At 45.0% G+C, this 16,802-nt stretch carries 9 protein-coding genes; 3 read left to right on the top strand and 6 right to left on the bottom strand.

Annotated features, from left to right (window positions below; genetic code table 11):
* Window positions 1-122: 122 nt before the first annotated feature.
* Genes KO473_RS06090 through KO473_RS06070 form a run of 5 tightly spaced genes read right to left on the bottom strand, consistent with a single transcriptional unit; the run spans window position 123 to window position 8,597 of the window.
* Window positions 123-530 (bottom strand): DUF4945 domain-containing protein, encoded by a 408-nt coding sequence (locus tag KO473_RS06090; protein ID WP_005822458.1) that lies wholly within the window; start codon window positions 528-530, stop codon window positions 123-125.
* A gap of 17 nt (window positions 531-547) precedes the next feature.
* Window positions 548-2,293 carry a RagB/SusD family nutrient uptake outer membrane protein gene (locus KO473_RS06085; protein WP_005822460.1) on the bottom strand — a complete coding sequence of 582 codons (1,746 nt, stop codon included), beginning with the start codon at window positions 2,291-2,293 and terminating at the stop codon, window positions 548-550.
* Between the two features lie 11 nt (window positions 2,294-2,304).
* A complete protein-coding gene (locus KO473_RS06080) occupies window positions 2,305-5,496 on the bottom strand; it encodes a TonB-dependent receptor (RefSeq protein ID WP_005822461.1) in 3,192 nt (1,063 codons plus the stop codon).
* Window positions 5,497-5,547: 51 nt separating this feature from the next.
* A complete protein-coding gene (locus KO473_RS06075; protein WP_005822462.1) occupies window positions 5,548-7,200 on the bottom strand; it encodes a glycoside hydrolase family 172 protein in 1,653 nt (550 codons plus the stop codon).
* Window positions 7,201-7,223: 23 nt separating this feature from the next.
* Complete coding sequence (locus tag KO473_RS06070; RefSeq protein WP_005822463.1) at window positions 7,224-8,597, bottom strand: sugar porter family MFS transporter; 1,374 nt, start codon at window positions 8,595-8,597, stop codon at window positions 7,224-7,226.
* Between the two features lie 552 nt (window positions 8,598-9,149).
* On the opposite strand from KO473_RS06070, the gene KO473_RS06065 reads away from it, so the two are divergent.
* From KO473_RS06065 to KO473_RS06055, 3 genes are all read left to right on the top strand, one after another.
* On the top strand, window positions 9,150-10,760 hold the full coding sequence (locus KO473_RS06065) for a hypothetical protein (RefSeq protein WP_005822465.1): 1,611 nt from the start codon (window positions 9,150-9,152) through the stop codon (window positions 10,758-10,760).
* A gap of 634 nt (window positions 10,761-11,394) precedes the next feature.
* Window positions 11,395-13,017 carry an FISUMP domain-containing protein gene (locus KO473_RS06060; RefSeq protein WP_216035091.1) on the top strand — a complete coding sequence of 541 codons (1,623 nt, stop codon included), beginning with the start codon at window positions 11,395-11,397 and terminating at the stop codon, window positions 13,015-13,017.
* 25 nt (window positions 13,018-13,042) lie between these two features.
* A complete protein-coding gene (locus tag KO473_RS06055; RefSeq protein ID WP_032543411.1) occupies window positions 13,043-13,807 on the top strand; it encodes a DNA-binding domain-containing protein in 765 nt (254 codons plus the stop codon).
* Between the two features lie 169 nt (window positions 13,808-13,976).
* Here KO473_RS06055 and KO473_RS06050 read toward each other — a convergent pair whose 3' ends face one another.
* A complete protein-coding gene (locus tag KO473_RS06050) occupies window positions 13,977-16,733 on the bottom strand; it encodes a substrate-binding domain-containing protein (protein ID WP_005822470.1) in 2,757 nt (918 codons plus the stop codon).
* Window positions 16,734-16,802: the final 69 nt, after the last annotated feature.

The following is a 16,802-nucleotide window of genomic DNA, read 5'->3' as shown; positions in this document are numbered from 1 at the left end:
CTATCGATTAACATGCTCTAAGATAAACATTTTAGAGCAAATTAAAAAGTCCGAGCTTGGGAAAGTTCGGACTTTTACATAAAAAAAGAGGGTACCCTTTTCGGACACCCTCTTTCTCTCAATCAATTTATAGAAACTGTTTGTCCCAACGAATATATTTCATCTGATTGTCCATAGTTTTTTTCTTTCAACATCCCCTGGACTTTAACCACAATCCTATATTTCGATTCAGGCTCTTTCAGTGTATATTCCCACGAAGTAGGTTCACCTTCCAAAGAAATCTGATGCTCCAGCACCGCCCCTTTGTAAACCTGAACATAAACGGATAAAGGACGTTGTATCTCTTCCGGAATCGCTGAAGGTAGTTTCCATTCCAACACTGCATCATTATCAGGTGTCAGTGACGATTTTAAATCGGTCACCGGAGGTAAGGAAACCCCATCTTTAAAATCAATGATATCGCGATCCTGGCAACCTGTGACGGCAAGTATACAAAGCATCACAGAGAAAAAGTATAATATTCTTTTCATAATCGTCTGTTTTTTTATTAGTAACCCGGATTCTGTATATAATTTCCTTTCGCCCAGTTCATCTGTTGCTGAGGAATAGGTTTATACTCATCTCTTCCCGCAACAAAGACAGCATTATTCATCCAAGAGAAACGGGTTTTCTCTTTTTTGAAGTAAGCATTCATCGTAGGCTCCAGGATTCCCCATCTTTGCAGATCGAAGAAACGTCTTCCTTCACATGCTGTTTCAAGGCGATTCTCAAACATCAATGCTTTCCATGCATAGTCTTTGGTCCAAGCAGCCTCATCGGTATACAAGCTGACCTTATAATTCATGTAAGGAGTACCATCTGCCATCAACAAGCGAATTCTACTGTTATTAGCACGTTCGCGCAGCTTATTAATGATAGGACGAGCTTCTTTGTGACGATCCAACTGAATCAAGATCTCAGCTTTCCACAACAAGACTTCAGCATAACGAATTTGCTTCACATTCATCGAATTACGGTTCACAATGATACAATCGCAACCGGCAGGAACCAACTCTTTAACAGATTTCAAATAACCATAATCACCGGGGCTTCTGGAAGCCTTTTCCTCGTACAGCAAATCCGGATTATATTTATAAGGATATCCCGGGATAGCCGCCGTATGACTCAAACGAGGGTCAAAGCTATTTTCATTGAAATACTCTTTATATCTTCCTTTCATTTCCGCATCGTTAAACGTATCGAACAAAGGCAATCCGTCCGTACCGGTTCTGAAAGCATTTGCCATATTAAAGCTCATCTTATGGAAATCACAACATGGGAAATAAGGTTCCCAGGAAGGAGCATTCAACTCCGCACCGTTGTTTGTATTTCCACCACTTGATGTTCCGTCATTGATAGAGTATTGGATTTCCCAAATAGCCTCTTTGGTAGCATTATCATATTCCGGCAAGAAGTTTTCGGCAAAGTCTTCACATAAACCTACATTTCCACCTTCCTGATCAGTGATCTCGTTGATATAAACCAAAGCACGTTCCAGAATCTTCTTATCCACCTCGACTACCTGATGTCTTGCATCCTGTTTATACGCCATGAACAATAAGGCTTTGGCGGCCATTGCCCGTGCGGCATTCTTGTTGATACGGCCTATCTCTTCCTGCTTTTCAGGCAACAGTCTGACAGCCTCTTCCAAATCGGCAACAATGTGTTCCCACAAATATGTATCATCAGTACCATTGGGCCGGTTCGAGATATTAGTCACATCTTCCACCGTTCTTCCGTTCTCTTCATCTACCCAAGGAATGTATCTCCACAGAGTCTTCATAAAGAAATAGGTAGCTCCGCGCAAGAATTTCACCTCACCGGTACGTACACCTTTCAACGGATAGTTTTCATCGGTAACTTTAGACAGGGCATAGAGTGCCAGGTTGTATCTGGATATCGCTACATATCCTTTGAACCAAGGTCCGTCATTGTTGCCTACATTGGCAGTTACAGAAGAGAAAACTTCCATATCATGCCAGGCCGACTGGTCACTTACACCCGATCCGCCTTTGTAAGCATCATCCGACCGGATAGAACCATGCATCCACCATGCATGAGCTTCCGACCAGGGCAGATAAGGGATCAGCGAATAGCACGGAGTCACAAAATCATCAATATGTTCGGGCTTTCCTAATAATAAATCATCAGCCAGCACCCCTTTAGGGTTAATATTCAATTGGTCGGCACAGCTCGTCACCAATAAGGAAAGCAAAAGGGCAGATGACAGAAATAAACTATAAAAGGTTTTCATACTATTTCTATTTAAAAGGTTATATTAACTCCGACTGTAGCGGTAAATGGAATGACATAGCCAAAATCACGGATTTCAGGATCGGGACCTGAGAAACGATTGCTATCCCACCATTTCTTGATAGTGAATACATTGTTAGCCGAAACATAGGCACGCAAGCGGCTGATCATGGCTTTCTTCACCATACTTTCCGGGAAAGTGTATCCCAGCTCTATCGTTCTCAACTTCAAGTACGAACCGTCTTTGAGGAAATACGTAGACGTACGCTTTTCGTCATTGGTATTACGGGTAGACAGAGCCGGAATGTTAGAGTCCGGATTTTGAGGGGACCAAGCATTAAATACGCCTTTCAGGTGATTGGTATTATTCACATTCTGAATGTTCCAGAAGTCACTGTATTCAATCCATGAATCCCAAACATCTCCGCCATGCACACCCTGGAAGAAGAGAGCCAAGTCTACATTCTTATACGAAGCCTGAAGATTCAAACCATAAGTAAAGTCCGGGTCACTGACACCAATCCATGTGCGGTCGTAGTCCTGAGTGATACGTCCGTCTCCGTCAAGGTCTTTATAGCGAATGCGCCCCAAACCTTTTCCTGCCTGCTGCGGTGAGTTGTCCACCTCTTCCTGTGTCTTGAAGATTCCGTCTGCCACGTAGCCGTATACAGAGTTACGGGGGCGTCCGATGATATCATCCAACATACCGTTTCCACCATATACACTTCTCACGTTGTCCGGCAATTCGGTAATCTTATTCTTGAAAGTGGCAAGGTTTCCCGTAATGCTGTAACTAAATCCGGACGGAAGATTATTCCGGTATGTCAGCAAGATTTCAACTCCTCGGTTTTCCATGCTCGGACCGTTCACATAAGTATCTCCACCTTCACCGAATGCACCGATATAAGGGGGCAAATAAAGCATATCGGTTGTCTTCTTATAAAAGTAATCGATTGTTCCGACCAGGCTCTGGTTGAAGAAACCAAAATCAATACCGTAGTTGGTCTGTGTTACAGTTTCCCATTTCAATGTCGAATTACCGGTGAGATATTTACGGAAACCAGACTGTAGAGAACCGCTTTCCTGTCCGTTCATAGCATAAGAAGTTCCATTATAATCGGCTACATAGCTACTTTGCAGGTATCCGCTCGGGATAGCCGAGTTACCATTACGTCCCCAACTGAATCTCAGTTTCAGGTCCGAAAGAAAATCTACATTCTCAAGGAAGGGTTCATTCTTTATTCTCCATCCCAAAGAAAATGCCGGGAAGACTGCCCAACGGTTATCAGCACCGAACTTGGAAGAACCATCATAACGTAATGTTGCCGATGCCAGATATTTGGAAGCATACGAATAGTTAAACTTACCGAAGTATGACAACAGAGCATAAGCATCACCCGAACCGGTAGCCTCTGTAATCTTGTCACCAGTAGCCGAACTCAAAAAAGCATAGTCTCTGTCTTCCAGGGTCAAACCGTCTTTACGTGCATAGAATGCTTCGCTTTCAGCTTTCGTGAATTCCATTCCGACCACAGCTCCTATCGAGTGTTTTCCGAATTGCCCGTTATAGTTGATCTGGTTGGTCCACTGGTATTCCAGGAAATGAGTCTGATCGTTGCGGACATAGTTGAACTTTTCATCACGGCCCGAACCGTCTGCTTCACCCCATTTTTTATCGACTGCGCGATAGTATGAACCGCGATAGTCTACACCGAACGATGTTCTCAGGTTCAACCCTTTGATAATCATCAAATCGGCATACGTATTACCAATTACCTTCAGGAACTTATTGACATTGTCTTTTCCCAGGATAAGGTCTTTCACCGGATTACGATAATCGTCCATACCCACATCAAGAGAGGCACCACCCCAGCCACCGGTTTCGGTATATACAGGAATGATAGGGGGTTCATTCGCTGCAAGCTGAGTATGATTGGCTTCGCGATAGTTCATGTAGTTCAACTCCAGATTCTCACCTACTTTCAGACGACCATTCAATAAATCGTATTCCGAGTTCAAGCGGGCCGAATATTTCTTCCAGAAGGTTTCAATCTGGATACCTTCCGTGTTTTCATAACCCAGGTTGAAGAAAGTGCGTGATTTTTCAGTACCACTCGATACTGAAATCTGATGATTCTGCGACACTCCGGTACGGGATATTTCGTCGATCCAGTTAGTATCGGCCGAGCGCATAGTCTTGGCTGTATTCAGCCATTCCACCGGTTTCACGGAGTTAAGTATCGGATAACCGTTACCATCATAACTCCAGTCGTAATCGAAGAAACGGACACTCTGTTTGATCTCACCCAGTTTGTCATCGTTGGCATACGCCTGCCAGATAGCACGTCCATACTCATCGGTATTCAACAAGTCGGGTTTGTTAACCCATTTAGAGAACTGTACACGACCTTCGTAACTAATCTTCGATTCACCCTTTTTACCCTTCTTTGTTTCGATGATAATCACACCACCGGCAGCTCTCGAACCATAAATACTGGCCGAAGCCGCATCTTTCAGCACCTGAATCGATTCAATATTCGCCGGGTTGATATCACGCAGGTTATAGTCTCCTGCCAATCCGTCGAGTACAATCAGCGGGTTGGGTTGTGCATTCAATGACGTAAGTCCGCGAATCTGTATCGAAGCATTTCCACTGGGGCTACCATCGGCAGTAATAAATACACCCGGCAATTTTCCCTGCAAAGACTTCAGCGCGTTAGTCGAAGGATTCTGAGCCAAATCGGAGGTATTAGCAATGGCAACCGAACCGGTCAGATCGGCTTTGCGCTGCGTCATATATCCGGTCTGGATAACCACCTCACCCAACATCGTGGCATCATCGGCCATCACCACGTCGATCTTGCTTAATCCCTTCACAGCTTTCTCCTGTGTAGCCTTTCCAATAAATGAGAATACCAGAATATCTTTATCCGAATTCACATCAACCGAATACTCACCATTCAGATTCGTAATCGTACCTTTCGAAGTGCCCTTTACCGACACGTTTACTCCGATCAGCGGGTCACCTGTTTCCTTTTCGGTCACCGTACCCGTAATGACTTTCACCTGGCTGATATCCAGATTGCCTGCGTATGCCATCATTGTCCCCGAGAACAAGACAACCACCCAGACCAAAAGCCTTCTCAACACTTCTTGCAGCCAGTCACTTCCGGAGGCCACAAGGCAAGGTCTTTCATGTTTCATATTCACCAATTAGATTTAATTAAAAATTTAAATAATACTATCATATGTTTTTCAGTTTGCCGAAGCTTCGACAGCAGGCAGCAGCTGCCGGCGGGCTCCTTCAATACCTGAAGTTCCAAATACCTGTGCCTCCGGATCACCATACCAGTAAATGGTAGTGGCATAATCAACCTCACCCCGTTTCCATCCCAGCATTTCAATATCGAACTTAAAGCTCTTATTGAAAGGGATGCCATCCAGATGGCGGGTGCGATAGAAAGCATTATAACCGTGAGAGCTTTCCAAATCAGCTCTCGGGGCTCCTCCAAATGGAGTATAGAAAGGCACTACCGGTGCCCAAGAGCTATTATAGTAGTCTTCCGTACCTGTGCCGAAATGTGATGGGAAAGTATCGTCGTCCACCCAAATCTTTTCATCACCTTCGCCATACCACAACGGAGCATGATTATAAAGTGAAAGTAAATCGCCTTTGTAGACACCTCTACCTTTCAGGGTAGCAAAGTTCCATTCTACACACTGGTCAGCCTCTTCGGGTTTATCGTGGATGTAGATACCGTTCTCCTGTCTCCATGAAGCATAGAAATACAACGAACGATCTTTATTCCACTTTAATGGAGCTACATTCACCTCCATTGCAGCAGCAACCGACCGGGAAGAGAGGTTAAGTACTTTCAGCACACCATCTTTTTGGTAAGGCATCAACCAACGACTGGAGATATTTCCTTTTCCATCGGATGTCAGATACCAGCTATCTACCTTGGGGGCACCCATACCACCTCCGGAGAAGTCACTCAACGGTACCCATACGGTCTGCTTTCCGTCAAACCCGGCACTGAACACCAATTCCCGCATCAACTGGGCATATTGTTCAGGATTATCGGTACGAATATTGAACTTCACTTCGTATACCGCATTTTCGCCTGCAGGCAGAGGGATGACCAATGAATCGGAAGGAAGAATACTCTTCTCCTCCCGGAGGATCTCACCTTTACGGCCGGCTACCGGTTGAAGAAGACGGTTGTCTACTTCGGCAATCTTCTGTGCCGCTCTCTCCACTACCTCCTTAGAAAAGGTCTCTACCTGTGTACCCTCCGGATATTTACGGAAGTTGATGTGGTAATATTTTGGAGTAGGATTCACTCCCGGTTCGTCTTCGAACGTCACTTTACATCCACGGGCATACGGGATAGGCAGGAACAGGGTATTTCCTCCCTTACCTTCGGGCGTATAGCTGGTGTGTGCCTGCAACATTCCCTTTCCCAGTCCGGGCACATTGATCCGCATCAGGTCATAGGCGGGAATGATCCAGCCCGGCTGGTCGGAACCATCGAAATAAAACCTCCATGTACCGCGTTTGTCAATAGTAGTAATCCAGATACGAGTGATCGCTCCAGGTCCGACTTCGTCGAACATCACTTTCTCAATGCGGCCTGCCACCGTATCTACCCGCTTGATTCCAAACCCATCGCTATTGGCAAACCAACCGGCAGAATCGGGTGATACCGATGCACGGTCATAACTACTTTCCTGACGACAAGTATAAGAGGGAACCGGATATAGCGCCTGCTCCTCCACCGATACCATTTCGTCCAACAACGTTTCCAGTGTTACCGGCTTATCCGACACTTGAGAGCCGCATCCCCACGAACAGAACAAGAGTCCTGCGCAAACGGACAACCATACATTTCTTTTACTTTGTTTCATACTTATATCCAATTTTGTGTTTATTATATTTTCGAGAAAGCATGTTCTTCTTTCGCGGTCCTTTCAGCTTCTTTATCCACTCCCAATTCTTTTTCTATTGCCTCCAGTGACTTTCCTTTAGTCTCGGGCACACAAAATAAAATGAATGCGAATGCAGCAATGCTGAAAACAGCAAAGATTCCGAATGCGACCGATCCGCCCAGGTTATTCAGTATCCAAGGGAAAAACTGAACGGTGAGGAAAGTACATAACCAACTGATTCCAGTGGAGAGCGACATGGCTGTTCCGCGGATGCGGGAAGGATAGATCTCGGAAGTCACCACCCACATCAAAGGTGCCAGTGAAGCGGCAAAGAATCCGATATAGCATAGCACAGCTATCAATGCACCGATACCATTGGCTGCCGGAACCACGAAGGTGTAAACCAGGTAAAGCAAGGAGACCCCCATCCCCAGACTTCCGCAAAGGAGCAGAATCTTACGCCCTACTTTATCGACCAGCCACACAGCAATCAGGGTAAACAACAGATTCACCACGCCCACCAGGATGGATTGCACAAGGGCAATATCCCCGGCAACACCTGTCATCTCAAAAATAGAAGGGGCGTAATTAATAATGACGTTAATACCCGTAATTTGCTGTAAGGCGGCCAGTATAGAACCTATGAAAACCACTTTAGCCAAGTTACCCTTAAACAATTCTGTTACCTTTATCCTATCTCTACCTTCTTGTGTGTTTGTGTCGGACACGGTCATCTCACCGGCTTCCAGGTTCAGTTTACTGGCCACCTGTCTGGCTCTGTCTGCTTTTCCGCGGGCCGAAAGCCATCGCGGGCTCTCGGGCAATATAACCAGCAGTAGCAGGTAGGCTACACTAAAGAAGAACGGGAATCCCAGCATCAGGCGCCAGTTCCGCTCGTAGTCCAGCAATATATAATCTACAATATAAGCAATCAGGATTCCTATCACAACAGCCAGCTGGTTGTAAGAGACCAGTGTTCCCCTTAGGCGGGCGGGAGAAATCTCGGATATATAAATAGGTGCTACAGCAGAGATCACTCCGATACCCAGCCCGCATATCAGGCGAAAAACCAGCAGTGAAACCAGATTAACAGCCAATGCGCAACCTAAAGAAGAAACAATAAAAAAGATAGCTGACGAGAACATCACTTTCTGCCTGCCATAACGGTCACTAAAACCTCCTCCCAGCAAAGCACCGCAAAGGCAACCTACGGTCAGAATACTTACCACCAATCCCAAAGCCATATCATCCAACATGAATTGTTCCTGTAAGAAAGGAACGGCTCCGGAAATACCTGCCATATTTAATCCCACAATCAATCCACCAAAGACGGTGATAAAGGTATATAGGAATAAAGGTTTGTTCTCTCTGTTCATTTTGATTTTAAATTTATAGTAGTTATACGATGTGTGATTGTTGATGCAAGGTTAGCCAGAATAGTACAGAAGCGATATAACGCAGGAAACAAATAATATAAGAATGGTAACATCCGGCAAAAATACCGGCAGACTATCAATCCGGTTACCCACTGATGTAACGAAAGGATAAAGCTAATAATGAAGCATTTGAAAAAAATGATTCTTGTAATAAGTGGATTGTCTTTTATTAAAAGGAAGGTAATGTTTCAAAAGACGTTCGTCTGATGCAACAAAGATAAGACGCTTTTTTCATCTGTGCAAATATTTCTGCATTGTTTTAATTATCAGTCATTTATCTCTTCCTTTTGCCTTCAGTGCGCAGAGCCAAAACTGTGTTTCAAAAAAGGAACGTCTTTTGAAACACAAGAGTCGTTCTAACTGTCTAATTTACACAAACTTACCTCAAAATAAAAGCTGTATTCACAGCCTGCCATAGCCGGTCTTCCCATTCATTAATGGGAAGGCCTTGCTGAGTATGATCTATTTTATTCATTTTTAAACATTTGAGTTATGAATACGAAGACAAAACTTCTGTATGTAGGCTTTCGTGCGTTAAGCACATGCTGTCTGTGCGCAGCTTTTTTAATGATAACATCGTGTGGCGACAATGTTGTGAACCCCGACAGCCCGGAACCGGACGGAGAGGACATGATCCCTGTTACGGTCAGCCGGGTTGAGGATGGCAGCTATATGGAAAGCCATGTTGATACTCCCGGCACAACCGGAGGAAGAACGCTTGTGGACGAATGGGTGCCGGTGAAAGAGCCGCCCACCGGCAGGGCCATACCCGCTGCCGTGCCTTACGAAGGGCCTTCAGCGGTACGGATGACGCTCTGCGAAGAGCCACAAGCCACTACCCGTGCCTCTACATTGGGCAACGGCATTTATTTCCGGTTGATCGTTTTCCGTAATGAGGGTGGCAATTATGTGTTCCAGTCGGCAGCGGATTTTACGACGAACGGGGCTTCCGCTCCCACACTCAGGCAAGGTAAATTACTCACCAGAGCGGGAACCGTCCGTGTGATCGGATACTCGTTCAATAGTACGGCAGCGATGGGAGCGATCCCTTCATCCTATGCTTATAACAGCACTTCCGTCACTATCCCGAATATGGGTAATGACTTTATGGTGTATGACTCGAAGGATATAGAGGGTGTGAGCGAAATCAACCACAATCTGTCGCTTGTTAGTTTCACACAGAAACTCTGCAAGCTGACGGTTAAGCTCTCCTTGTCTCAGTTTGGGAGCAACACGTTCACCAACTGTGCGGGCGTATATGTTTCTCAAGGGGGCAATGCGTCTGCCTGGACGATAGGTCCCTCTACAAATAATGTAAGTGCCAATACCGGAAATACACCTACATTCAATATAGCCAATAATTCTACTGCCACTGTACGGTTAGTTCCTTTTTCGGGTTCCCGGGCAATCACGGTGCATATCGGTACGTTGACGTTCAGCAATTATTTCAATGCAAATAACCGGAATATCACCTCAAGCCAGAATGTGCAGTTGCTACCGGGAAAGAGTTATACCATTACGCTGAAGTTTGAATTGGGGATACAATTGGCGGCAAGTAACATTAACCTGACACAAAACGGATGTACCACAAATGATAAGAATGATTTGGCAAAGCTGAGATGGGCTACAGGAAATTTAAAAAGTATGGGAAACGCCAATTACGTGTGGGCACCTTCGCAGACAGAAACCGGATATTACTATGCCTTCAATAAACTTTATGATGGCAGTACCGGAGATCCGTGTTCTAAATTGAATACTGCATATTATGGCACAGGCTGGCGAACACCATCTAAAAATGAACTGGAAAAACTGGCACGATGTACAGATAAAGTTTATACTAACGGAGGTATATGGTTTATGAATAAAAGTCTGGGGATATTTTTAAAAGCTGGAGGAGTGCGACAGGAAAGTGGAGCGGGTACAGGTGGAGCGGGATATACAGATCATGGTTGTTATGTGACTTCAACATTAGGGAGCAGTGGAAGTAATTGTTATGTTATGGAGTTTACATCAACATCTATGTATGTCGGTAATGCTGGTGCTTGGTTTTCTCTCCTAACTAATGGCTATTTAGTCCGTTGCGTGAAAGGTACCAAACAATAATATTCACTTTTAAACTAACCTATTAAACAAACTTGATTCAAAGGTTAGCATGAGGACAATGTTGTGTCACATGCAACTATAAAAGGCATGATAACAAGATTATAAAAGTGCTGATAACTTGGTATTTCCATACATGTTGAACGAAATGAGAAACAAGATTCTTTGCTATGGACAGAAAGCGTTTTGTCTATAGCAAAGAATCTGACATTGAATGAATATTTGACCGGTGCCAGTTTGTTTCGTGCTATAGATAAGTTCTGTAATGTAGTGGAGATAAACTGGAAGTTAGACTTATAAAATACAGATTTAGTTTTTCAAATGGTGTTTCAAAAGACGTACGTCTGATGCAACAAAGATAAGACGCTTTTTTTATCTGTGCAAATTTTTCTACATCGTTTTAATTATCAGTCATTTATCTATCCTCCTTGCATTTAGTGCGGAGAGTAAAAATGGTGTTTCAAAAAACGTACGTTTTTTGAAACACCATTGTGTATTCAAGACCGTTATATCTGATTGTAATACACGAACTTACGCATAATAAAAGTGGTATCAAACAGCCTTTCCGGACTTATACGAGGATGTATAGGTCCGCAATGTGTCTTTGATACGATTATTCACTTTAATATCATAGTATATGAATAGAACTTTTATTATGCGAGAGTGTCTCGGTAAAGCCTTATGGCTGTGTTTGTGCCTTTCGATAGCAGGATGTGCGGAAGATGACAGAATGACTCCCCTGTCTGCTGACAGCGGGGATACTGCCGACGAGTTAATCCCCATCCAGATCAGTCTGACGGGTGACAACAACTATCATTCTTCTTCTTTTAATGACGCTTCGACCCGTAGCCACTCTCCCCTGATCGCCGAATGGGTGGGGGTAAAAGCTTTCTCACCTACACGCACGGGAGAGCAACCGGACTATGAAGGTCCCCGGATAGCCTCGATGGAACTGACGGAAGATACCCTACCCCGTGTAAGTACCCGTGCAACCGTACCTGCAGGAGTTTATTTCCGGCTGATTGTTTTCCGGAAGTCCGGAAATGACTATGTCTTCCAGTCGGCGGCCGATTACACCTCCAATGGTACGGGCATTCCTGCACTCAAACAGGGGAAATTGCTGACACGCTCGGGAACGATACGCGTGGTGGGCTACTCCTTTAATACCACTGCCGCTGCCGACTTGGGAGCTATGCCCACATCATATACCTACAACAGTAGCACAGTGTCTATCCCTAACATGAGCAAGGACTTCATGACCTTCGATTCCGGAGATATAACGAATGTAAACAGCCTCAGCCACAATCTTCTTCCGGTGAGTTTCAATCAGAAGCTGTGTAAACTGACAATTACCATCAGTCCTACCGGATTTCCAAGCAATACGATCAGCAATTGCACGGGTGTATACGTAAAGCAAGGGGGAAGCTCCACATCGTGGAAGATCGGTCCCTCGAGCAATGTGGTAGCTGCCAACACGAATAATACGGCGGCATTCAGTCCGAACACGACCCTGAGTACAACCATACGCATGGTTCCGTTTGCAGGGGCCAGAACGATTACAGTGCATTTCAATACGCTGACGGTAGGTGGACGGATTGTGCCCAACAACACTGAAATCACCTCCACCGGGAGCGTACAACTGAAAGAGGGAAAAAGCTATACGATGAAAATACAGTTTAAAAAAGGTCCCGGCATCAATGTGTTGGAGAATGATATTAATCTTACGCAAAACGGATGTACGGCTCAGGATAAGAAAGACCTGGCCAAATTAATATGGGCGGACGGGAATCTGAAAAGTACAGGAGCGAGTAATAATTATGTGTGGACTACTTCGACTGATTATGGATATTATTATACTTGGAATCAAGATTATAATAGAAACAATATAGATCCATGTACAAGACTTAACCCTACGACGTATGGTTCAGGATGGCGAACGCCATCGATAAACGAATTGACTAAACTTTCTCGATGTACAAATAAAATAGTGACTAATAAAGGCGTATGGTTTATGAATAACAGCAAAGGAATCTTTCTCACTGTAGCAGGAGCAAGAGGAGCAGGAGGATGTGGTACAGTAGGGACACACTTTGTCGGAGAAGTTGGCTTTTATTGGAGTAGTGATAATAATAATAGTAATAATAATTGGGCGCGTAGGCTTGTTCTTGATGCTCGATCTACACTTAGCATAGAAATACAAGTTGAAGGTCCGAAAGGTGACGGGCATTCTGTCCGTTGCGTAAAAGGCACCAAACAATAATATTCACTTTTAAACTTAACAAATCATGAAAACCGAACTCAAAGGCTGGCTTGCGGACAATACCGTAACCACCGACAACAAAGAAGACAAAATCCTGGTATTGGAGAGCGCCGGAAACCTGACACTATCCGATGTACTGGATGAAATGAAGAAAGAAGATACCGGCTTGCGGGCAGAGACTTTAAAGCATGCCGTCGATCTCTTTCAGCGCACAGTATCAGAATTGGTACTGAACGGATACTCTGTCAATACGGGGCTTTTTCGTGCCGTACCACAGTTTCGCGGTGTGATAGACGGCGGGATATGGAATCCCGAGAAAAATTCTATCTATGTTTCCTTCAATCAGGATAAGGATTTACGTGAAGCTATCGCACGGACCGGCGTGAAAATTCTGGGAGCCAAAGGTGACCCGGCCTACTTCATCGGCGGTGAAGACGCCGCCACCCGTGCTACGGACGGTAGTGCAACTGCGGGACGTAACTATCGTCTGCAAGGAAAGAATATCAAAGTAACAGGTACAGACTCTGCCGTAGGTATCGTCTTGATTGATGAAAAAGGCACGGAAACGAAGCTACCGATGGATATGATAGCAGTAAACAACCCTTCGGAAGTATTGGTGCTACTTCCTGCCGACTTGAAAGACGGAACCTATGAGCTGCGACTGACTACACAATACTGCCACAGTTCGCAGACAATGCTAAAAACGCCGAGAACTGTCAGTCGATTTATCAATATCGGCGCATCCCAGGGGAGTGGTGATGACGATATTGTAGATGATCCAACGGCCTGATAGTAAACATACCGGCACATTTCATATCGTCCCGCATTGAGAAAATTCAATGCGGGACAATTTTGTATAATACGTATACAGCATTATTTACGGCTCGTATACTACTCTATATACGTACTGTATACAGAGTTGCATACGGTGCGTAGACAGAACGATCTGTTTCCCATATTCAGTTAGCCACCATTGCCTCTGTCGGAGTGACCCCATAAAGTGTACGGAAACATTTAGTGAAATAGGCGGGCGAAGTAAAACCGGTCATATAAGCTATCTCACTGATATTGTACTGCCGGGCTTTAAGCAAAAGCATTGCTTTATTGAGCCGGTAATTCCTCAGGTAATCGGTGGGTGAAACCCCGAACAGTGTTTTCATCTTCCGGTAAAGGTGCACCCTCGACAATCCCAAATGTTCACTCAAGTCTTCGATGCTGAAATCGGAGTTTTCATATTGCGTGTCGACAATGCTCAGCAGCTTGTCCCTGAACAACTCGTCTACCTTCATCAGTTTGCATACCTCCACATTGTCCATCGTACCGGCCCGGAGATTCTTCATATAAGCTTCCTTCATCTTTTGCCGTTCCGAAATCATGTTGATGATACGTATTTTCAGGAAGTCGATGTTGAAAGGTTTGGGAATATACTCGTCCGCCCCTTCGGCAATGCCGTAAATGCGCTGGCTGTCTTCGGACAAAGCAGTCAGAAGTATGATAGGAATATGGCTGAAAGCAAGATCGTTCTTCACCCGGTTAACCAACTGGAAACCATTCATACCAGGCATCAGCACGTCACTCAGAATCAGGTGGAAAGCGACATCCTTCCCCAACAGATCCAACGCTTCATTGCCATTACCCGCCACTTCGACCCGGAAATTGTCGGACAGCTCCTTCCGCAGGCTGTATCGCACATCGGGGTCGTCTTCCACCACCAGAATATGATAATCGTAGGTCGTGGACAGCATTTCATTCACTATCGTCGTATCCACTTCCATGTCATGATAACTCAGATTGAAACGGTCAGTCTCTTCCAGTATATATTCGTGGGTATAATGGGATATGGCCTTATAAAGCCTGACGCTGAACAAGGTATATTCTCCGGGCTGGCTCTCTACACGAATTTCACCGTCATGCAAATCGACGTATTCTTTCGAAAGATTAAGTCCGATGCCGAAACCTGCCGTACCGAATGTTTTATTACCGGTATAAAACCGCTCGAAGAGATGCTCCATGCTCTCTTTTGAAATTCCCCGCCCGTGGTCCTCCACTTCCACCAGAACAGTTTCTGCCTCATCGGTAATCCTGACGGAAATATCCCCGCCGCCATCCGAATATTTAAAAGCATTCGAAATGATATTCACCAATACCTGCTCTATCTTATTGACATCGATATGGATATTCAGTTCATCGATGTTGGTGCGGAACTGATAATGAATCTGCTTCTCCTGAGCAATACCGGTAAAGTAGTCGAAGACTTCTCTGACCATTCCTATCAGATCTACCTGACGCAGAATCAGTTTCATCTTGTCGTTGTCAATCCTGCGAAAATCGAGTATCTGGTTGACAATCCGGTAGAGCCGGTCTACGTTCCGCTTCATCAAAGCCACATCTTCCTGAATAGAAGGATCGAGCCTGGAGTTTTTAATCAGTTTGTTTACCGGCCCCAGTATTAACGTAAGGGGAGTACGGATTTCGTGGGAGATATTAGTAAAGAACTGCAGTTTCTGGTTCGAGATATTTTCTATCTGGTTATTCTTGACCGCCAGTTCCTCCTTCTGCGCCTCTACAAGCTGGTTTTTATCATACAGTTCTTTGTTTTTGTTCTTGATACGGAGATTCATGTACATGACATATCCCAACAAAGGGATAATGAGTAACATCAACGCCAGGATCAGTATGGTGGAGTTGCGCAGGAACTTGAAACGAGACAGCAGATTGTCTTCTTCCTGCTTCTGGCGGTTGATCCGCTTCTGGTAATGATTCAGTTGTTCGGACTGTGCCAGAATGGTTTTTGCGTTTCCCCGGTTAATGATAGCGGTATTCAATACGTAGTTTTTCTTCACCTTCTCCCCATTGATAATGGCCATGGCCACCTGAATGGAGATAGCTCCTCCGGTAGGATACTGAAAAGAGGCTTCCAATTTCTCGTCGGCTACAGCCTGCAACCCGGCTCCATCACCATATACTCCGTCGATACCTATAAACCGGATACGTCTGCCGGACACGGAGTCACGCTTCATAATGACATCACGTGCAGCAAGAGCCATCACATCATTATGGGCATACACCAAGTCGATATCTGTAAAAGCAGGCAGCTTACTGACAGCATCGTAAGCACTGTTATAGTGCCACTTACCAAAAACCTGGGTCACCCGGAAGTTTTTGTCGCTGCGGAGATGGTCAATAAACCCGTCATGGCGTTCCATGGCGGGCGAAGAGCCTTCCAGTCCCCATATTTCAAGTATTTGGGAATTGGGAGAAAGTTGTCCGTTGATATATTCGCCGATGGCAGAACCGATGTTGTAATTATTGGCGCCGATAGAAACTGTATATTCATCCGACTGTATCTTACGGTCGTGGATAATGGTAGGAATGCCTTTCCGGTAGGCTTCCACTGCCACGTCGGTAATGGGAACAGCTTCGTTGGGTGAAATGATAAGCACATCCACATTCTGGGAAATCAGTTTGCGGATCTGGGCTACTTGCCGGCTGCTGTTATCCATTGCATTATATACTACCAACTCCACGTTGCGGTAATTGGAGGCCTCAATCTGCATTTCGAGCAATACGGCTTCGCGCCAGGAATCGGAAGTGCACTGAGAAAAACCTATAACATATTTTCTGTCCGCCTCTTCCTTCCGTTGGCAAGAAGACAGGAATACGAACAGGCCTGCAAAAAGCAAAATGCCGAACCGGAATAGATTTGTGTTTTTCATGCTGTGTTCTCCTTAGTAATACGTATATAAGACGTCCTGAAGCAAAGAAACAGGACGCCTTATCAAAAG

The sequence above is a fragment of the Bacteroides sp. HF-4919 genome, from assembly GCF_018860125.1.
The sequence above is the reverse complement of the archived record's forward strand: the minus strand, read 5'-3'. Positions and strand labels throughout refer to the sequence as shown.